The sequence below is a fragment of the Pseudomonas sp. NPDC089395 genome (assembly GCF_044749525.1).
Classification (GTDB): domain Bacteria; phylum Pseudomonadota; class Gammaproteobacteria; order Pseudomonadales; family Pseudomonadaceae; genus Aquipseudomonas.
The window spans coordinates 676,030-695,413 of the sequence record NZ_JBIVID010000002.1; the positions used below are offsets into that span (position 1 = coordinate 676,030).

A 19,384-nucleotide genomic window follows, 5' to 3' on the forward strand; every position below is an offset into this window, starting at 1 on the left:
AAAATTGAAAGCCAAACGCCACCTCCTTAGGCTGAGTGCATCCATTACCCGCCGTTCAAGGAGCTTCCCCCATGCCTGCCCGTGCCTTCTCGCCCTTGCGCCGCCTGCTCGTCGGCGGCCTCCTGGCCACTGTCGCCAGCGCTGCCCTGGTCCAACGCCTTTGCCGATGACGCCAAGACCCTGCGCATCGGCTACCAGAAATTCAACAGCATCAATATCCTCAAAGGCAGCGGCGCCCTGGAAAAAGCCCTGGCCCAGCAAGGCGTGAAGGTGACCTGGCACGAATTCGCCGCTGGCCCGCAACTGCTCGAAGCGCTGAGCACCGGCGCCATCGACCTGGGCCACGCCGCCGATGCGCCCTCGGTGTTCGCCCAGGCCGCCGGCAAACCTGTGGTCTACCTGGCCGCCGAACAACCCTACCCGCGCGGCATCGGCCTGGTGGTGCGTGAACAGGACCAGCTCAACAGCGTGCAAGACCTCAAAGGCAAGCGCGTAGCCACCGGCCGTGGCTGGAACGCCCAGTACCTGCTGGCCGTGGCGCTGGAGCAAGCCGGCCTGAGCTATCAGGACATCACCCCCGCCTACGTCAACAACGCCGCCGATGCCGTGGCCGCGCTGCAGTCGGGCAGCGTCCAGGCCGCCACCCTGTGGGACCCGTTCCTCGCCGCTGCGCAAAGCCAACCGGGGCTGAAGAACCTGCGTGACGGCAGCGGGCTGTCCAACAACCGCACCTTCTACCTGTCCACCGCCGCCTTCGCCGACCAGCACCGCGACCTGCTCAAGACCTTCTTCGTCGAACTGGGCAAGGTCAGCCAGTGGGCCAACACCAAGCCTGCCGAGGTTGCCGCCCTGCTGTCGCCACAACTGGGCATCAACGCCAGCGTCCTGCAAGTGGCCAGCGAACGGCGCAACTACAACGCCGTGGCCATCACCCCGCAGATCGTCGCCGAACAGCAGAAGCTGGCCGACACCTTCCAGGGCCTGGGCCTGATCCCGCACAAGCTGCAGGTAGCCGATGCGGTCTACCCGACCTCCGTGCTGCCTTGACCTGAGAGCCTGCGCCATGCCCCGCCCGATCCGCTTCAACGCCTTCAGCATGAATGCCGCCAGCCACCAGTCGCCTGGGCTGTGGCGCCACCCGCGCAACACCAGCGTGGCCTTCAACCGCCTGGACTACTGGACTGACCTGGCGCGCCTGCTCGAACGCGGGCTGTTCGACGCCTTGTTCATCGCCGATGTGCTGGGCATCTACGACGTCTACCAGGGCGGCCCGCAAGCCGCCCTGCGCGGCGGCGTGCAAGTGCCAGTCAACGACCCGCTGCTGCTGGTGCCGGCCATGGCCGGGGTGACCGAGCACCTGGGCTTTGGCGTGACCTTCTCGCTGACCTACGAACACCCCTACCCATTCGCCCGGCGCATGTCGACCCTCGATCACCTGAGCAATGGCCGGGTCGGCTGGAACATCGTCACCGGTTACCTGGACAGCGCCGCGCGCAACCTGGGCCTGGCCCGCCAGCTCGGCCACGACCAGCGCTACGACCTGGCCGAGGAGTACCTGGAGGTGCTGTACAAGCTCTGGGAAAAGAGCTGGGACGACGACGCCGTGCAGCTGGAGCGCGACACGGGTCGCTACATCGAACCGAGCAAGGTGCACGCCATCAATCACGCCGGCGAGCACTTCCAGGTGCCCGGCATGCACCTGTGCCAACCGTCGCCGCAACGCACCCCGGTGCTGTTCCAGGCCGGTGCCTCGGCGCGTGGCCAACAGTTCGCCGCGCGGCATGCCGAGTGCGTGTTCATCTGCGGGCCGACGCCCACGGTGCTGCGCCGCTATGCCGACGGCATCCGCCAGGCCAGTGAAGTGGCCGGGCGTGGCCGCGACGAAGTGCTGATCTACGCCCAGGCGCTGCTGATCGTTGCCCCCACCCGTGAAGAGGCCCAGGCGCGCTTTGCCGAGTACCGCCGCTATGTCGACCTGGACGCCGCCCTCGCCCTGCTTTCGGGATGGACCGGCATCGACTTCGCCGGCCTCGACCCCGACACCCACATCGAGTACGTCGAGAACGACGCTGGCCGCGCCGCGTTGGCGGCCTTCACCGCCGCCGACCCGAACAGGCGCTGGACCGTGCGCGAGGCTGCTGAATTTGTCGGCCTCGGTGGCCGTGGCCCGGTATTGGTGGGCGACCCAGAGGAAATCGCCGACCAGCTGGAACACTGGCTCGACCAGACCGGCATCGACGGTTTCAACCTGACCTACGCCGTGCAACCGGATGATTTGACCCATGTCGTCGAACTGCTGGTGCCAGCGCTGCAACGTCGCGGCCGCTACCCGCTGGGCTACCGCGATGGCACCTTGCGGCACAAGCTGTTCGGCAAGGGCGACTGGCTACCCGAGGCCCACGCAGGCCAGCAGGTCCGCATTCAGTAAGCAAATACCGGGTATTTCAACATTTAATTTGTGGATGCCACGGACTGCCCCATATGCTGTCCGTACATCCCCTGCACGCACCGGCCGGTGTGGTCCAAGGCACGGGGAGAGAACAACAAGTCGAGACCGTCCATGTCGAATCACTCCTACTTCGCCCCCCACGGTGGGCACCCGGCTCAAACCGAGCTGCTGACTGACCGTGCCATGTTCACCGAAGCCTATGCCGTCATCCCCAAAGGCGTGATGCGCGACATCGTCACCAGCCACCTGCCGTTCTGGGACAAGATGCGCATGTGGGTCATCGCCCGCCCGCTGACCGGTTTTGCCGAAACCTTCTCCCAGTACATCGTCGAACTGGCCCCGGAAGGCGGCAGCGAGCGCCCTGAGCTGGACCCTAACGCAGAAGCCGTGGTGTTCATCGTCGAAGGCGAGCTGGACATCACCGTTGAAGGCAAACACCACACCCTGGTACCGGGCGGCTATGCCTTCCTGGCGCCGGGCGCCGAGTGGAGCCTGCGCAACAACAGCAAGTCCAACGTCACCTTCCATTGGCTGCGCAAGCACTATCAGAAGGTCGAGGGCCTGGACATCCCCGAGTCGTTCGTCACCCACCGCGACAACGCCACCGTCATCGAAATGCCGGGCACCGAAGGCCGCTGGAAAACCACCCGTTTCGTCGACATGGCCGACATGCGCCACGACATGCACGTCAACATCGTCACCTTCCAGCCGGGCGGCGTGATCCCGTTCGCTGAAACCCACGTGATGGAGCACGGCCTGTACGTGCTCGAAGGCAAGGCGGTGTACCGCCTGAACCAGGACTGGGTCGAAGTGGAAGCCGGCGACTTCATGTGGCTGCGCGCCTTCTGCCCGCAAGCCTGCTACGCCGGCGGTCCAGGCAACTTCAGCTACCTGCTGTACAAGGACGTCAACCGCCACGTGCACCTGACGCTCAACCCGCAGCGCTAAGCCCAGGCTGCTTGAAGAAGCCCGCCATTCTGGCGGGCTTTTGGTTTGCCGCGCATACTGCAGGTTCCCCTGTTGCGCGGTACTTGCCATGAACCGCTGCCTGCTGCTTGCCGCCCTGCTGCTGTCCACCTGCGCCCTGGCCGACGATGGCTGGAGCCTGGCCTACGACCGCGAGGGCATTCGCGTCTACCTCAGCGGCGTGGCGGACTCCCCCTACCAGCAGTTTCGCGGCGTCAGCACCATCAAGGCCAGCGTGAGCACCCTCGTCGACCTGCAGGAGAACCTGCGGGTCGCCTGCAAGTGGCTGTATGCCTGTGACCAGATGCGCCTGGTCGAGGTCGACGGCGACAGCACCTGGGTCTACCTGACCACCAACCTGCCCTGGCCGACATTGCCGCGCGACATCATCCTCAAGGTCACCACCGAGCGCCTGGACGACGGCACGCTGGTGCGGCACCTGAGCGCCGAGCCCGGCAAGCTGCCCGAAGAGCCGGGATTGATCCGCGTGCAGCACCTGAGCGGTGAATGGGTGATGAAGCCGCTGGGCGAGCGAGAAACCGAAGTGACCTACCAGCTCAAGGCCGACCCGGCTGGCGACGTGCCAGGCTGGCTGGCCAACCGCTTCGTGGTCGATGCGCCAGTGGTCACCTTGCGGACCTTGCGGGCGGTCGCCGAGCGCCAGCGCTGAGGCCTGGCGCTGGAAACCCGGTCGATGAACCTGCAGCAGGCAGCGGCGCTGCCCTGAAACGCCAGTTACTGCACTACGCCACAGGCGACACGGGCACCACCACCGCCCAGCTTTTCGGGATGGTCGCTGTGATTGTCTGCCCCGGCATGCACCATCAAGGCATGCCCCTTGAAGTCGGCGACCTTCAGCCTTGGCGCCAGTACCGGGTAGCTGGCCTTGCCGTCAGCACCGACATACAGCGCTGGCAGGTCGCCGCGGTGACCACTGTCGTCATACGGCCCCTTGTGTGCATTGCTTGAGCTGGGGTCCCAGTGGCCGCCTGCAGCGCCCGCGGGCACGGGCTTGCCGTTTTCTTCTGCTGGGCTGCAGGAAGGGTTCTGGTGCAGGTGGAAGCCATGCACGCCGGGCGGCAGGTCCTTCAGGTCCGGCGTAAGCAAAGTGCCGTACGGGTTCTGCTCGATGCTGATGGTACCGATCGACTTGCCTGGGCCGTCTGGCCCGGCGAGCTTGAGTTCCACCGTCTGCGCGGCCTGGGCGAGGCCGGCAGAGGCCAGCAAGGCAGTCAATAGTGCTGCTTTCATGTAGTTTCTCCATGGCGTGTGAAACACGGGCGTTGCTACCCGCGTAACAGCTGGGACTGCCCAGTCCGCCAGGCATTCCATCCAGCCACAGACTGAAACACAATGCCGCATTGCCCGCTCAACCCCGGAGCCTGCCCGCGTGTCCCTCAAAGCCCTGCGCACCCTGGTGACCATCGCCCGCCACGGCACCTTCGCCCGTGCTGCCGACCTGCTCAGCCTCACCCCGTCGGCGGTGAGCCTGCACATCAAGACCCTGGAAGAAGAACTGCAGGTCGTGCTGTTCGACCGCAGCCGCCGCCAGGTGCTGCTGACCGAGGCTGGGCAACTGGCCGTGGCACGCGCCGAGACCATCCTGGCGGCGTATGACGAATTGGCCGACGCCCTGGCCAGCGGCCCGAGCCTGCGTGGTCGCCTGCGGCTCGGGGCGATTCATACGGTACTCGCCCGCCGCCTGCCTAACGCGCTGGTGTGGATCAAGGCGCATCACCCGGACCTGCACATCAGCGTGGCCTCGGGGATGTCTGCGGAGTTGGCGCGTCGCGTCGAAGACGGCGAACTGGATGCGGCGATCACCACCGAGCCCGTCAGCCCCTACCCGCAAAACCTCGACTACACGCCGCTGTTCGAAGACCGTTTCTGGGCCATCGCCAGCCATGAGCTGGCCGGCCAGAGCCTGCCACAGCTATTGGCCAGCCAGCCTTTTCTGCGCTTTGACAAGCGTGCGTGGGCCGGCCGGCAGATCGAACAGGAACTGCGCCGACAGCACCTGCAGGTGAGTGAACAGATGGAACTGGACAGTCAGGAAGCGCTGGCGCGCATGGCGGTCATGGGGTTGGGGGTGGCAATCATTCCCATGTCTGACGACGATGTGCAGAGGCTGCCAGCAGCGACCTGCCTGCCCTTCGGCGAGCCGCAGCTGAAACGGCGGGTGGTGCTGCTGGAGCATGAAAAAAGCCAGCGGCGGCACTTGAGTGCGGTGGTGAAGACAGCACTGCAGGTGTGAGTGGCGCCTTCTTCCTGTGGGAGCGGGCTTGCCCCGCGAAGAGGCCCGCCCAGACGGCAGAGGTGAATGGCCAGGGCTTCGCCCTGGTTCGCGGAACGATCTGCCGCGCTAACCTGTGCCGGTACCCGACCACGGAACACCTGCCATGCTCCACCTGCTGCTGACCACCCTGGTGCCCATCATCCTGCTCATTGCCCTGGGCACCCTCTTGCGTATCCGCGGCTTTCTCGCCGAAAACTTCTGGCCCGGTGCCGAACGCCTGAGCTACTACGTGCTGCTGCCATCACTGTTTCTCCACGGCCTGGCCACCGCCAACCTCGATGGCGTGCCGGTGCTTGGCATGGTGGGTGTACTGATGCTCTCGACCCTGCTCGGTGCCGTGCTGCTGGTGCTCTACCAAGGCGCGGTGAACCACGACGGCGCCGACTTCACCTCGGTGTTCCAAGGCGGCGTGCGCTTCAACAACTACATCGGCGCCACCCTGGCCGCGGGCATCTACGGCAGCGCGGGGATTGCCCTGGCGGCCGTGGCCAACGCGGCCATCGTGCCATTGGTCAACCTGCTCTGCGTGCTGGTGTTCGCGCGCTTCAGCGCCCGCCACAGCTCACCCGCCACGGTGCTGCGGGCGATTTTCGCCAACCCGCTGATCGTCGGCTGCGCCGGTGGGTTGCTGCTGCGGGTGACGGGGCTGGGCCTGCCCGCAGGCATCGAACCGACAGTCAAAGCCCTGGGCCAGGCGGCCCTGCCCCTGGGCCTGCTTTGCGTAGGGGCAGCACTCGGCGGTGCCAGCCTCGGTCAGCAGGTGCGACCCCTGATGGCGGCATCGACGTTCAAGTTCCTGGTCATGCCATTGACCACCTGGGGCCTGTGCCGCCTGCTTGGCCTCGGTGGCCAGGCGGCGGTGGTGGCGGTGCTGTTCCAGGCGCTGCCAACGGCGTCTTCGTCCTATGTCATGGCGCGGCAGATGGGGGGCAACGCCCCGCTGATGGCCACCATCATCGCCTTGCAGACCGTGGCCGCCGCCGTGACCTTGCCCTTGGTGTTAATGCTTACGCTCAAGTGATGGCGTTTGGCTAGACTGTGAGGCAACCCACACTACGGAAGCTCGACCATGCGCTGTTCGTGGATGCTGATCGGTTTGACCACAGCCCTGCTCGCAGGCCCTTTGCACGCCGCCGCGCCCGCCAAGGCCGCAGTGGCCGAAGACAAGGCCGAAAAGCTCGAAGAGAAAGTCGTGGAAGACGCGCCGCCGCCGAAAAAAGCCGAAACCCTGACACCCGGCGAGGTAAAGGCCGTCGACCCGGCAGGCCAGGCGCCCATGGATGACAGCATCACCTGCCTTGCCCGCACCATCTACTGGGAAGCCAAGGGCGCCGATGCCAAGGACATGAGTGCGGTCGCCAGCGTGGTGCTCAACCGCCTCGGCCATGATGGCTTCCCGGACACCATCTGCGGGGTGGTCAAGCAAGGCGTCGAAAGCAAGTCCTGCCAGTTCTCCTGGTGGTGCGACGGGCGCTCCGACCAGGTCGAGGAAGCGCAGCGCTATGACATCGCCAAGGAGATCGCGCGCAAAGCACTCAACCAGCAGCTCAAGGACTCGACCGGGGGCGCGCTGTACTTCCATGACCGCAACGTGCACCCCGACTGGGCGAAAACCTATCGCAAGACCGCCGAGACCCGGCATTTCCTGTTCTACAAGCCCAACCAGGCGTTGGCGCGCTGACCGATGAACGCCCTGCTCATCAGAAGTCGATCGTCCCGGAGAACTTCACCAGGCGCGGATCGCCCTGGGTCAGATAACCGCCATTGGCCGAAGCCCAATAGTTCTTGTCGGTGAGGTTTTCCACGTTCATCCGCAGGGTGACTTCCTTCTCCTGCACCTTGAAGCGATAGCGCGCGCCAGCGTCGAAGCGGTTCCAGGTCGGCAGGCTGAGGGTATTGGACGGATTCGCATACTGCCCGCCCGTGCGCAGCATGCGGGCATTGAGCGCCACACCTTCGAGCCCTGGTACATCCCAGTCGACACTGGCGTTGAGCTGGAAGGTCGGCACCCCTACCGCGTGATTGCCATCGTTGGCGCCGTTCTGAGTCTTCTTCAATTCGCTGTCCATGCGCGTGCCGCCCGCCATCAGACGCAGACCTCGCAGCGGCTCGCCGAAGACACTGAGTTCGATGCCCTTGTTGACCTGCTCGCCGTCCTGGACGAACACATTACCCTCAACGAAACCGTCGGTAGGCCGTTCGATGCGGAACACGGCCAGGTTGGCCCCGAATGTCTGGTAATCGAGCTTCACCCCGGCCTCCACTTGCTTGGTCTTGGCTGGCGGGAACACTTCGCCGGCGTTGACCACCTGCCCCGATGCCGTCGCGCCCTGGGCCAGGCCTTCGATTCGGTTGGCATACAGCGAGATCGACGGGTTGACCTTGTAGACGATGCCGTACACGGGCGTGGTGACCGACTCGTCGTAGAAGGCATTGCGGCCCAGGTCCGGCCCCTCGCCATCGTAGGCATAGCCCTCGACGCGCAGCTGCTGGCGGCGCACACCGGCGGTGAGCAGCAAGGTATCGTCGAACAGGCCCACGGTGTCGGACACGGCGATACTGCGGTTGCGGGTCTTGCCAGTCACCCCTGGGTCATCCAGCTTGCCACTGGCGAAGGTCGGCGTGGTGGGTTTGGGCAGAGGGTCGGTGTTGTAGATGTTGGTCGCTTGCGAATTGTAGAAGACGAAGGCGTTTTCCTGCTGGGTCCAGATGCTGGCTGCGCCGAGGTTCAGCTGATGACTGACCGGGCCCGTCTGCAAGCGGCCATTGATGCCGCCCATCAGCGTGCTGTTGTCCTCGTTGTGGGGGATCTCCGACCCGCCGATGGTGGCCGCGCCGGTGGCCGCATTGGTGAGGATCGGCGTGCCGTAGAAGCCGTTTTCGTGTGTGTGCTTGAGGCCACCGGCCAGGTAGCCGCTCCAGTTTTCGTTGAAGTCGTAGTCGCCGCGGACCATGCCGAAGGTGTCCTCGGTCTCGGTCCATGACCAGTCCTGGCCGTAGTTGTGATCGGCATCCGGCGCACGCGGGATATCAGTCAGGCCAGCGCCCAGGCGCACCGAGTTGCGCATGTGGTTGACCCGCTGTTTCTGGTAACCGATGTCGGTAGAGAGGCGGAAGTTGTCGCCACGGTAGTCGAGGCCGACGATGAACAGCTTGCTGCGCTGGTCCTGATCGTCGACCGCGGTTTCGCCTTCGCGCTGCGACAGGTTCAGGCGCACGCCAAAGCGGTTGTCCTCACCAAAGCGCTGGCCCAGATCCAGGTGCTCGCCGAGGCGGCCATCGCTGCTGATGTCCTGGGTGTAGCGCCGGGTTGGCGTATCACCCGCGCGCTTGGGCTGCAGGTTGACGTTGCCGCCAAGGCCGGTGCCGGTGGGGCTGGCACCGTTGAGGAAAGCGTTGGGGCCCTTGAGCACTTCTACCCGCTCCACGGCATCGGTGGAAATCATCTGCCGTGGCAGCACACCGTACAGACCATTGAACGCCACATCGTCGCCATTGAGCGGCAGCCCACGGATGACGAAGACCTGGGACTGGTTACCGAAGCCGAACGACTGGCGCACCGAAGGGTCGTTGAGCAGCACATCGCCGATGTCCTCGGCCTGTTGGTCCTCGATCAGCTGCGAGGTGTAGCTGGTCATGGTAAAGGGCACGTCCATCATGTCCTGGTTGCCCAACACGCCCATCTGCCCGCCGCGCGCGACCTGGCCACCGGCAAAGGCTGGCGGTGGTTCGCCCTTGGGCTGTCCAGCCTCGGCATTGATGGCGGTGGCATCGAGTTCGATAGCGCCGTCGGCCGCTTGGGCACTGACGGCAACGGAACAGCAAGCAACGAAGAAGGTCAACCGATACGAAGGGAAGCGTGCCATGCAAGGCTCCGGTGTTCTAAGTAAAGCCTCCCTGGCAAGCGCAATCATTTTCAATTGCGTATTGTTTACAGCCGATATTACGAATATTTAACAATGTTTCGCACTTTTTTGTCGACCAGTGGTCTACTCCCTCTTTTGCCGCCTGCAAGCCTTTGCCGGCGTTTACTTCGCGATGCACGATTCCGGGCCAAAAACCCTGGGCTTGTGTAGGATGAGCAGCGCATACCAAGACGCTGCCAGTCACAGGGAGATCCACATGCGCGTCCTGTCATCCGTTGCCGCCTTGTCGCTGGGCCTGGTCGTCTCGACCGGTAGCCTGGCTGCCACCGGCGAAGAGGCGCAGCTGATCGAGTCGATCAATACCTACCGCAGCCAGGCCCAGCCCTGTGGCGCCGACGCATCGCTGGAGCTGCCACCGCTCAATAGCGACACCCGCCTGGCGCTGTCGCCGGAAGGCACTCGCGACCTGCAACAGGCCATGACCCGCGCCGCCTACCCGATGGTCAACGTCCAGGCCATCAGCCTATCCGGCCCGCGCGACGCTCGCGCCGCGATGCATGCCATCGAAGAGAGCTTCTGCCAGGTAGTGCTCGACCCGCAGTTCGTCGATATCGGTGTCAGCCAGGAAGGCCGCGATTGGCGCATCGTGCTGGCTCGCCCCTTGTTGAGCGGCCGCCTGGGTGATTGGCAGGCCGAGGGGCAGAAGCTGATGCAAGCCATCAATGTGGCGCGCAAGGCGCCGCGTCAATGTGGTGGCCAGCCGTTCGCGGCGACATCGGCGCTGACCTGGAGTAGCGCCCTCGCCGGGGTGGCAGCCGGCCATACGCGGGCGATGGCCAACCAGAATTTCTTCGACCACATCGACCGCGATGGCCGTACCCCGGGCGACCGTGCGGAGCTGGCCGGCTACCTGTACCAGCGGATCGGCGAGAACATCGCCGCCGGGCGCGACAGTGCGCAGAAGGTGGTGGATGGCTGGCTGGCCAGCCCCGGGCATTGCGCCACGCTGATGAGCCCGGATTTTCGCGAGATGGGCGCGGCCTATGCCGTAGACCCAAAGAGCGATGCCGGTATCTACTGGACGGGGCTGTTCGGCACGCCGCAGTAATCCGCTTCACGTCTGGAACACAGCGCGATTCCTGTAGGAGCTGGCTGGCCAGCTCCCTCAAGGTCCGCCGCGGGCATTGGGTTGTTGGGTTCAGACGCTCACGCAGCCCCCCTTGCGCAACGAAAGCGCCGTGCAACCAAAGCGTTGCCGCACGCATCTCCCCAGGTAGCTGGCATCGCCCAGCCCCACCTCATCGGCTATCTGCCCCAGGCTGTGGCTGGAATTGAGCAACCGCCAGCGCGCCTGCTGCAGGCGCATCTCCTGCCACCAGGCCTTGGCGCTCATGCCATGGCTGGCCTGGAACTGACGGTCGAGCTGCCGCCGGCTGATGCCCAGCTCGGCCGCCAGATGCTCGATGGACAGGCGCGCCGCCATGTGGTGTCGCATCAACGCCAGGGCGCGCTGCACCTGGCGCCCCTGCCCTGCCCCGGCCTCCAGCGAACGCAGGGCATGGCGGCTGTCCCGGGACTCGTCCACCAGCATGTCGGCCAGCCCCTTGAGCGCACGGGCGCGGCCACAGCCGTGCGACAGCAGTTCCACTGCAAGGTCGATGGCAGCCGTACCGCCGGCGCAGGTGATACGCCCCCGGTCGATGCAGTACAACTGTTCACGCAGCACTTCGAGGTGAGGGAAGCTGGCGCGGAACTCGGCTTCATGGCGCCAGTGCACCACCACCTTGTGCCCGTCCAGCAAGCCGCAGGCCGCCAGCAGAAACGCGGCATTGTCGATGCCAACCAGCTTCACGCCAGCCCGCGTCGCGCGCTTGAGCAGGTTTTTGTAATGCGGCGCGAGGCGCGCCGTGGCCCCGGCATTGCGGCCGCCGAACAGCACCAGGTAGTCGTAGTCCGCAAGCCGCTGCTGGGCGATGGCCTCGACCTGCAGCACCGCCCCGCTGCTCGACATCACCGGTTCACCGGTCAGGCTGCCCAGCGTCCAGGCGCAATAGCGTTGGCGGCTGTAGTCTTCATCGTCGGCACTGAATCGCAGCTTGTCGAGGAAGGCGCCAAAGGGCAGCAGGGCGAATTCCGGCAGTGGCAGGATCAGCAAACGGATATCAGGGGGCATGGCCAAATGTCCAGATAGCACCATAGGATGTCCAGATAATACCCTTGGCATTGCGGGCCGTCCCTTAAACTGGCCGCCTTCGCACACACAAGGCATTTTCCATGGCACTGGATACCTGGCTCATCTACCTGCTGGCTAGCATCGGCCTGTCGCTCACCCCCGGCCCCAATAGCTTGCTGGCCCTGACCCACGGCGCGCTGTACGGCGCGCGACGGACGTTGTTTACCATCGTTGGCGGGGTGTTCGGTTTCAGTGCATTGATTGCCTTGGCCATGTTCGGCCTGAGCGCCTTGCTGCAAACCTCGGCATCGGTGTTGACCGTGCTGAAGTGGGTAGGCGGGGCCTACCTGGTATGGCTGGGCATCCAGCTCTGGCGCAGCCCGGCCTTGCACCTGGAAGTGAATGCGCGGGCCGCACGCTTGAGTAACGCCGGCATGTTCCGCCAGGGCCTGCTGTCGGCCATGGCCAACCCCAAGGTGCTGCTGTTCTACGGCGCGTTCCTGCCGCAGTTCATCGACCCGCAGCGCGGTTTGTTCCTGCAGTTCGTGATCATGGCTGCCACGTTCGCCAGCGTGGAGTTCGTAGTCGAGTACCTGCTGGCGCGCCTGGCGTTTCGTATCAAGCCCTGGTTGGCCAAGGGCGGCAAGGGCTTCAACCGCTGCTGTGGGAGCTTGTTTGCCTTGATCGGTGTGGCCTTGCCGCTCGGGCGATAGGGCGAGCGGGACCGCCTCTTCGCCAGAAACTTGCCCAGATCTACCCTTTTGCTTTAAGTCTCAGACAATTCCTACATCCCGGATAGGCGGTCAAGAAGCGCGCCGCCTTTCGATGAAGTCCATAGTGAATTACCTCCCGAAGAGCGAGATTTTCCTATGATACCCACCAACGTGCTGACCCCTCTCCCCCCTTGTGACCCCGCCACGCCAGAGTGGGTCGACGACTTGCTCAAACGCCCAGGCCTGCGCATCGAGCGCATCGTTTCCAGCGGCCAGTGCAGCCCGCCTGGCTTCTGGTACGACCAGCCCGAAGGCGAATGGATCTTGCTGCTGAGCGGCAGTGCCGGACTGCGCCTGGAGCATGAAGCCCACACCCGGTTGCTGGCACCCGGTGATTGCCTGGACATTCCGGCGCACTGTCGACATCGCGTGGAATGGACCGCCCAAGGCACCCACACCGTCTGGCTGGCCGTGTTCTACGACAGCACAACGCCCTGGCCTGCCAGCTGACCTGATTCTCCCAACTCATCCTTTTTAAACGCCTGCGCGGCCTGTGGCCGTGGCGCAGTGCCCCCGCTTGCCTGTGAAAAATCACTCACAGCTCAGCTCCACTCTCCAACGCTGGACGTTCAAACATGCATGACCTCACTACCGACCGCAGTATCCGCAGCGCCCTGCGCAGCACCGCCTTCGGCCTAGGTGCAGCCTCCCTGTGTGGCAATGCCCTCGCTACGCAACCCTTGATCGAGCTGGAGGAGACGGATGTCACGGCGCCAGCCGCGAGCAGCCCACGTACCGAACGCTCGGCGTCGATCAAACAGATTGCCCCATTGCTCGATACCCCACAGACCATCACCGTGGTCCCTGCTCCTGTGCTCGCCCAGCAACAGGCGCTGGGCTTGCGCCAGGTGCTGTCGAACGTTTCAGGCATCACTTTCAATGCCGGTGAAGGCGGTGGCGGCTCTGGTGACAGCATCAACATCCGCGGCTTCTCGGCCAGCAACAACATCCAGGTCGACGGCCTGCGCGACAGTGCACAGACCACGCGTTCCGACACCTTCAACACCGAACAGGTCGAGGTCGTCAAAGGCCCCAGTTCAGTGTTCGGCGGCGCCGGCACCACCGGCGGTAGCATCAACCTGATCAGCAAGCAGCCCGAGCAACAGGCTTTCACCCACCTGGGCGGCAGCCTGGGCAGCGCCGGCTATCAACGCCTGACCCTGGACAGCAACCAGCCACTGAACGATGTCGGCCAGGGTAGCGCCGCGCGTATCAACCTGATGGCGCACAGCAACGAAGTGCCCGGTCGCCCCGGCATCGACCAGAAACGCTGGGGCATTGCACCGGCCCTGCAACTCGGCCTAGGCGACGCCACCTGGCTGACCCTGAGCGCCGTGCATCAGCGTGATGACAACCTGCCGGACTACGGAGTACCGGCTCTTGATGGCAAGCGTCTGGCAGGTGTCGAGCGCAAGCAATACTTCGGCTGGAAAAACCTCGATAAGGAACACATCGAACAGAACCAGTTCACGCTCAACCTGGAGCATGACTTCAACGAGCGATTGCGCCTGCAGCAACTGGCCCGCTATGGACAGCTCAGGCGTGACACGGTGGTGTCCGCCTCCCACGTCAATACCGAGGGTTTGCCACCTGGGCGCTACCGCCCGGCCGGGCCACAGGGGTACGGCCGCGACGCCACCACGCAGATGTGGATCAGCCAGACCAGCCTGCTAGGCCACGACCAGCTGTTGGGCGTGGGCCACGACTGGGTAGTCGGCGTAGAGCTGTCCCGCGAAACGCTGGACCTGAAAACCTACGATCACGGCCTCGGCACCACGCGCTACCCCGCCAACGGTTACGACCTGGGGAACCCACCCGGTTACTGGTACGGCCCAGTGGAAAAGGCTGTCACGGGGTACAGCGAAACCGCGCTGGACAACCAGGCCATCTACCTGTTCGACACCGTGGCCCTGAGTGAACGCTGGGACCTGCACCTTGGCCTGCGCCAAGACCGTTTCGCCGGCAGCGCCAAAGGCTATTCCCCGGCCCACGTACGCACCTCGGCGTTCAATTCCGTGGACACCCCCGTGAGCAGCCGCGCGGGGCTGGTCTACAAGCCAACCGAACACGGCCGCGTGTACCTTGCCTGGGGCAACTCCTACAACCCGTCGGCCGAATCACTGGCCGGTAACGCCCGGGGTCTGAACGCGGCAACCGAAGGGCTTGCTCCGGAAAGAAACCAGTCCTGGGAGTTCGGCAGCAAGTGGGCATTGCTCGACCAACAATTGGAGCTCGATGCAGCGCTGTTCCATATCGTCAAGAGCAACGCCCGCGAGACGCTGGCTGACAGCTCCACCCAGCTGTCCGGTAAACAACGTGTACAAGGCCTTGAATTTGCCCTCACGGGCCATCTAAGCGAACGGTGGACGGTGTTCGCCAACTACACCTTCCTCGACAGTGAGACGCTCAAGGCGGCCGCAGGCGGCAACAGCTTCGCCAGCAAGGGGCATGCGCTGGCCAACACCCCGCCCCGTTCGATGAACCTGTGGAGCACCTACCGGCTCACTCATGCCTGGACCTTCGGCTATGGCGCCCGGTATATCAGCGAACGCAATGTCACCTCCAGCACCACCGCCAAACTCGATGCCTATTGGCTGCACAACGCCATGGTCGGTTATCAGGTGAACCGTCAACTTGACCTGCAGTTGAACGTCAACAACCTGTTTGACAAAGCCTACGTGGAACGGGTGCGCCAGCAAAACGGCAACGCCGCACGCTCCTCGGCTATCGAGTATGGCGCCGACAGGGCAGCAATCCTCACCGCCAACTATCAGTTCTAAGCGAAAAAGGGCCTGTCTGCAGCAGGCCTTCATGCCTAATACAAAAGTCTGACCACGCCTCAAGCCGTGAACCAAAAGCACCGCTTTCTGCAATTTTCAAAGCATGTTCTAGACTTTTCGCGACAAACCTGCACGTTCAGCCCTGCGACAATCAGTCTCAGAAGATTATGTACTAACTTGTTAATTAGCTTGCTAAGGGCATAAACTGCGCGCATTCCACCTGCTGAGATCCCTGGCATGAACGAAACACCGCGCGCCTCTGGCGCCACAAAACTCATTCTGGTCGGCCTGGGCGTGATCATCGCCCTGCTCGGCCTTCTCCTGGCTGCTGGCGGCATCAAGCTGGCCGGCCTGGGCGGTTCCTGGTACTTCCTGATCGGCGGCCTGGCCATGGCCATCGCCGGTGTCCTCATCGCCCGCCGCAAACGGGCCGGTGCCTGGCTGTATGCGGCATTCCTGGTCGGTACCGCGCTGTGGGCGCTGATCGACGCCGGCCTGGTGTTCTGGCCACTGTTCTCGCGCCTGTTCATGTTCGCTGCGATCGGCATGGTGGTGGCGGCGGTCTACCCGCTGCTGGTGCGCGCCAATGGCGGCAGCACCGGCCGTGGTGCCTACGGCATCGCTGGCGTGCTGGCCGTGGTGCTGGTGATCGCTGCCGGCAACATGTTCGTCGCCCACCCAAGCGTCGCGCCCACCGGTAAAGGCCCGGGCATGACCCCGGTCGAAGCCGGCAAGGGTCAGAAAGACTGGGCCCACTACGGCAACACCGAAGGTGGCAGCCGCTTTGCCGCACTGGACCAGATCAACCGCGACAACGTCGACAAGCTGAAAGTGGCCTGGACCTACCACACCGGCGACGTGGCGATCAGCGACGGCAACGGTGCCGAAGACCAGCTGACCCCGCTGCAGGTCGGCAACAAGGTGTTCATCTGCACCCCGCACAACAACCTGATCGCCCTCGACGCCGACACCGGCAAAGAGCTGTGGAAGAACGCGATCAACGCCCAATCCAAGGTCTGGCAGCGTTGCCGCGGCATGGCCTACTTCGACGCCACCGCCGCCATCGCCCAGCCGACCCAGCCGAACAGCTCGCCGATCACCGTCGCCAGCGTCGCGGCCGGTGCCAACTGCCAGCGTCGCCTGCTGACCAACACCATCGACGGTCGCCTGATCGCGGTCGATGCCGACACCGGCGCGTTCTGCCAAGGCTTCGGCAACAACGGCCAGGTCAACCTGATGGCCGGCCTGGGCAACGTGCCGGACTCCTACTATCAGCTGTCTTCCGCGCCGCTGATGGCCGGGACCACCGTGGTGGTGGGCGGGCGTGTCGCCGACAACGTCCAGACCGACATGCCTGGCGGGGTGATCCGTGGCTTCGACGTGATCACCGGTGAAATGCGCTGGGCCTTCGACCCGGGCAACCCGGAAGATCGCAACGCGCCTGCCGAAGGCAGCAGCTATGTGCGCAGCACCCCGAACAGCTGGGCGCCGATGTCCTACGACCCGGCGATGAACACCGTATTCCTGCCGATGGGCTCGTCGTCCACCGACATCTACGGCGTCGAACGCAGCAAGCTGGACCACACCTACGGCGCTTCGGTACTGGCCCTGGACGCCACCACCGGCAACCAAAAGTGGGTGTTCCAGACCGTGCACAACGACCTCTGGGACTTCGACCTGCCGATGCAGCCGAGCCTGATCGACTTCACCAAGGACGACGGCCAGTCGGTCCCTGCGGTGGTGATCGGCACCAAGGCCGGGCAGATCTACGTGCTCGACCGCGCCACCGGCAAGCCGCTGACCCAGGTCGACGAAGTACCGGTCAAGCCCAGCAACATCCCCAACGAGCCATACTCCCCAACCCAGCCCAAGTCGGTGGGCATGCCGCAGATCGGCGCGCAGACCCTGACCGAATCGGACATGTGGGGCGCCACCCCGTATGACCAACTGCTGTGCCGCATCGACTTCAAGAAGATGCGCTACGACGGCCTGTACACCGCGCCAGGCACCGACCTGTCGCTGAGCTTCCCGGGCTCGCTGGGTGGCATGAACTGGGGCAGCATTTCCACTGACCCGGTGCATGGTTTCATCTTCGTCAACGACATGCGCCTGGGCCTGTGGATCCAGATGATCCCGTCGCAGAACAAGGGCCAGGCCACCTCCGGTGGCGAAGCACTGAACACCGGCATGGGCGCCGTGCCGCTCAAGGGCACCCCTTATGCGGTGAACAAGAACCGCTTCCTGTCGGTCGCCGGCATTCCGTGCCAGGCGCCTCCGTTCGGCACCCTGACCGCCATCGACATGAAGACCCGCCAAGTCGCCTGGCAGGTGCCAGTGGGTACAGTGGAAGACACAGGCCCGCTCGGTATCCGCATGCACCTGCCGATCAAGATCGGCCTGCCGACCCTCGGCGGCACCCTGTCGACCCAAGGCGGCCTGGTGTTCATCGCCGGCACCCAGGACTTCTACCTGCGCGCCTACGACAGCAGCAACGGCAACGAAGTCTGGAAAGCCCGTCTGCCAGTGGGTAGCCAGGGTGGCCCGATGACCTACGTTTCACCGAAGACCGGCAAGCAGTATGTGGTCATCACCGCCGGCGGCGCCCGTCAGTCGACTGACCGTGGCGACTATGTGATTTCTTACGCCCTGCCATAAATCGCGTCGTTTCCATCGCCGGCAAGCCGGCTCCCACAAGGTTCGCTGCAGTACCTGTGGGAGCCGGCTTGCCGGCAATGAGGCCCTGAAAGATCAATCGAGAACCCGCAATGCCTTCCGCTTTTCGCATCACTTCCCCCCTGCTGATTGCCCTGGCCAGCACCACCGCCATGGCCGAAGGCGACCTGATGACCCGCAACACGATGACCGGCGACTGGGGCGGCCTGCGTCACCAGCTCGAAGATGACGGTATCAAGTTCACCGGCGACTACAGCGGTGAAACCGCCTACAACGCCCACGGCGGCCTGCACCGCTCGGCCCGCTACTCGCAGAACCTCAAGCTCGGCGTGCAGTTCGACCTGTCGAAGCTGTATGGCCTGGACAACGGCGGCAAGGTCCAGCTGACGATCAACGACCGTCGCGGCAACAGCGCCTCGGAAGACCTGGTGGGCAACCGCTTGCCGATCCAGGAAAACTTCGGTGGCCTGTACACCCGCCTGACCGAGCTGAGCTACGAGCGCACGCTGTTCAGCCCAGCGCTCAACGTCAAGCTCGGCTACATGGCCATGGGCAACGACCTGGGCGGCCTGGACAGCGGCATCCTGTGCAACTTCATGAACGCCGGCTTCTGCGGCCACCCGCTGAACATGTCCGGCGGCAGCGGCTGGACCAACTACCCCAACGCCCACTTGGGCGTGCGCGTGAAGTATGATCTGTCGCCGTCCTGGCAGCTGCGTGTGGCAGCGTTTAATGTGGACCCGCAAAGCAACGGCAACTCCAGCCGTGCCTGGCACCTGGGGCCAAAGCACACGACCGGTACGGTGCTGCCGGTGGAGCTGGTGTACAAGCTGCAAGGCGAGCTGCCGGGTGAGTACAAGCTGGGTTACTACTACGACAGCTCCGACGTGAAGCGCATTGGCAGCGACAAGGAAGTGTCCGGCCGTGGCGGGCACTATCTGCTGATCGACCAGGCGGTGTGGAACGATGCCGGCTCGCCAGGCCGTAGCCTGCACGCCTTTGGCCAGTATTCGGCGTCGAGCGAGGCCGCCTCGCCGTTCACCAAGTGGTATGGCACAGGCGTGGTGCTGTACAAACCGTTCGAAGGGCGTCCACGCGACACCGTGGCCTTGGGTTATGGCCGCGCCGTGCCCAACCCGCGCAGCCGCGACGTGCTGGAGGACGCTGCGTTCAATGCCGGACAGCCCTTCCCGAACATCGACAGTGCAGAGCAGCTGATCGAATTGAGTTATGGCTACCAGGCAACGCCGTGGCTGAACCTGCGGCCCGATGTGCAGTACATCATCGAGCCGGGGGCGTTCTCCGGGAAGGAGATCGATAACGCGCTGGTGGTTGGGTTGCAGGTCAAGGCGACCTTCTAAGGCCGTGGGGCCGCTTTGCGGCCCATCGCCGGCTTGCCGGCGATGGG

15 protein-coding genes and 1 pseudogene are annotated in these 19,384 nt (G+C 64.4%); 13 read left to right on the forward strand and 3 right to left on the reverse strand.

Annotated features, from left to right (window positions below; genetic code table 11):
- The first annotated feature begins 71 nt into the window (after window positions 1-71).
- The 4 genes and pseudogenes from ACIPZG_RS08115 to ACIPZG_RS08130 all read left to right on the forward strand — a co-directional run bounded on the left by ACIPZG_RS08115 (window position 72) and on the right by ACIPZG_RS08130 (window position 4,085).
- Window positions 72-1,047, forward strand: a pseudogene (locus ACIPZG_RS08115) (aliphatic sulfonate ABC transporter substrate-binding protein).
- 16 nt (window positions 1,048-1,063) lie between these two features.
- Entirely contained in the window at window positions 1,064-2,428 is a 1,365-nt protein-coding gene (locus ACIPZG_RS08120; protein WP_400712020.1) for an LLM class flavin-dependent oxidoreductase, read from the forward strand.
- A gap of 132 nt (window positions 2,429-2,560) precedes the next feature.
- Window positions 2,561-3,397, forward strand: coding sequence for a bifunctional allantoicase/(S)-ureidoglycine aminohydrolase (locus ACIPZG_RS08125; protein ID WP_008093910.1), 837 nt, complete (start codon window positions 2,561-2,563; stop codon window positions 3,395-3,397).
- An 88-nt stretch (window positions 3,398-3,485) separates the two neighbouring features.
- A complete protein-coding gene (locus tag ACIPZG_RS08130; protein WP_400712023.1) occupies window positions 3,486-4,085 on the forward strand; it encodes an START domain-containing protein in 600 nt (199 codons plus the stop codon).
- 65 nt (window positions 4,086-4,150) lie between these two features.
- Here ACIPZG_RS08130 and sodC read toward each other — a convergent pair whose 3' ends face one another.
- Window positions 4,151-4,666 carry a superoxide dismutase [Cu-Zn] SodC gene (sodC, locus tag ACIPZG_RS08135; RefSeq protein WP_400712026.1) on the reverse strand — a complete coding sequence of 172 codons (516 nt, stop codon included), beginning with the start codon at window positions 4,664-4,666 and terminating at the stop codon, window positions 4,151-4,153.
- A gap of 139 nt (window positions 4,667-4,805) precedes the next feature.
- Between sodC and ACIPZG_RS08140 the strand changes: the two genes are divergently transcribed.
- The 3 genes from ACIPZG_RS08140 to ACIPZG_RS08150 all read left to right on the forward strand — a co-directional run bounded on the left by ACIPZG_RS08140 (window position 4,806) and on the right by ACIPZG_RS08150 (window position 7,392).
- Window positions 4,806-5,669, forward strand: a complete 864-nt coding sequence (locus ACIPZG_RS08140; RefSeq protein ID WP_400712029.1) for a LysR family transcriptional regulator — start codon at window positions 4,806-4,808, stop codon at window positions 5,667-5,669.
- Window positions 5,670-5,814: 145 nt separating this feature from the next.
- The gene (locus ACIPZG_RS08145; RefSeq protein ID WP_400712032.1) at window positions 5,815-6,732 is read left to right on the forward strand and encodes an AEC family transporter; all 918 of its coding nucleotides are present in this window, start codon (window positions 5,815-5,817) and stop codon (window positions 6,730-6,732) included.
- A gap of 48 nt (window positions 6,733-6,780) precedes the next feature.
- Complete coding sequence (locus ACIPZG_RS08150; protein WP_400712035.1) at window positions 6,781-7,392, forward strand: cell wall hydrolase; 612 nt, start codon at window positions 6,781-6,783, stop codon at window positions 7,390-7,392.
- A 19-nt stretch (window positions 7,393-7,411) separates the two neighbouring features.
- On the opposite strand, the gene ACIPZG_RS08155 is transcribed toward ACIPZG_RS08150, so the two are convergent.
- Window positions 7,412-9,577 (reverse strand): TonB-dependent receptor, encoded by a 2,166-nt coding sequence (locus tag ACIPZG_RS08155; RefSeq protein ID WP_400712038.1) that lies wholly within the window; start codon window positions 9,575-9,577, stop codon window positions 7,412-7,414.
- Between the two features lie 256 nt (window positions 9,578-9,833).
- Here ACIPZG_RS08155 and ACIPZG_RS08160 point away from each other — a divergent pair, with 256 nt between their 5' ends.
- Entirely contained in the window at window positions 9,834-10,685 is an 852-nt protein-coding gene (locus ACIPZG_RS08160; protein ID WP_400712041.1) for a CAP domain-containing protein, read from the forward strand.
- A gap of 90 nt (window positions 10,686-10,775) precedes the next feature.
- On the opposite strand, the gene ACIPZG_RS08165 is transcribed toward ACIPZG_RS08160, so the two are convergent.
- A complete protein-coding gene (locus tag ACIPZG_RS08165) occupies window positions 10,776-11,750 on the reverse strand; it encodes a GlxA family transcriptional regulator (protein WP_400712044.1) in 975 nt (324 codons plus the stop codon).
- Window positions 11,751-11,851: 101 nt separating this feature from the next.
- On the opposite strand from ACIPZG_RS08165, the gene ACIPZG_RS08170 reads away from it, so the two are divergent.
- From ACIPZG_RS08170 to ACIPZG_RS08190, 5 genes are all read left to right on the forward strand, one after another.
- On the forward strand, window positions 11,852-12,463 hold the full coding sequence (locus tag ACIPZG_RS08170; RefSeq protein WP_400712047.1) for a LysE family translocator: 612 nt from the start codon (window positions 11,852-11,854) through the stop codon (window positions 12,461-12,463).
- A gap of 156 nt (window positions 12,464-12,619) precedes the next feature.
- Window positions 12,620-12,973: a cupin gene (locus tag ACIPZG_RS08175; protein WP_400712050.1), complete on the forward strand. Its 354-nt coding sequence runs from the start codon at window positions 12,620-12,622 to the stop codon at window positions 12,971-12,973.
- Window positions 12,974-13,098: 125 nt separating this feature from the next.
- Entirely contained in the window at window positions 13,099-15,303 is a 2,205-nt protein-coding gene (locus tag ACIPZG_RS08180) for a TonB-dependent receptor (RefSeq protein ID WP_400712052.1), read from the forward strand.
- Window positions 15,304-15,540: 237 nt separating this feature from the next.
- A complete protein-coding gene (locus tag ACIPZG_RS08185; RefSeq protein ID WP_400712055.1) occupies window positions 15,541-17,958 on the forward strand; it encodes a glucose/quinate/shikimate family membrane-bound PQQ-dependent dehydrogenase in 2,418 nt (805 codons plus the stop codon).
- 110 nt (window positions 17,959-18,068) lie between these two features.
- Entirely contained in the window at window positions 18,069-19,337 is a 1,269-nt protein-coding gene (locus ACIPZG_RS08190) for a carbohydrate porin (protein WP_400712058.1), read from the forward strand.
- The last annotated feature ends 47 nt before the right edge of the window (window positions 19,338-19,384 follow it).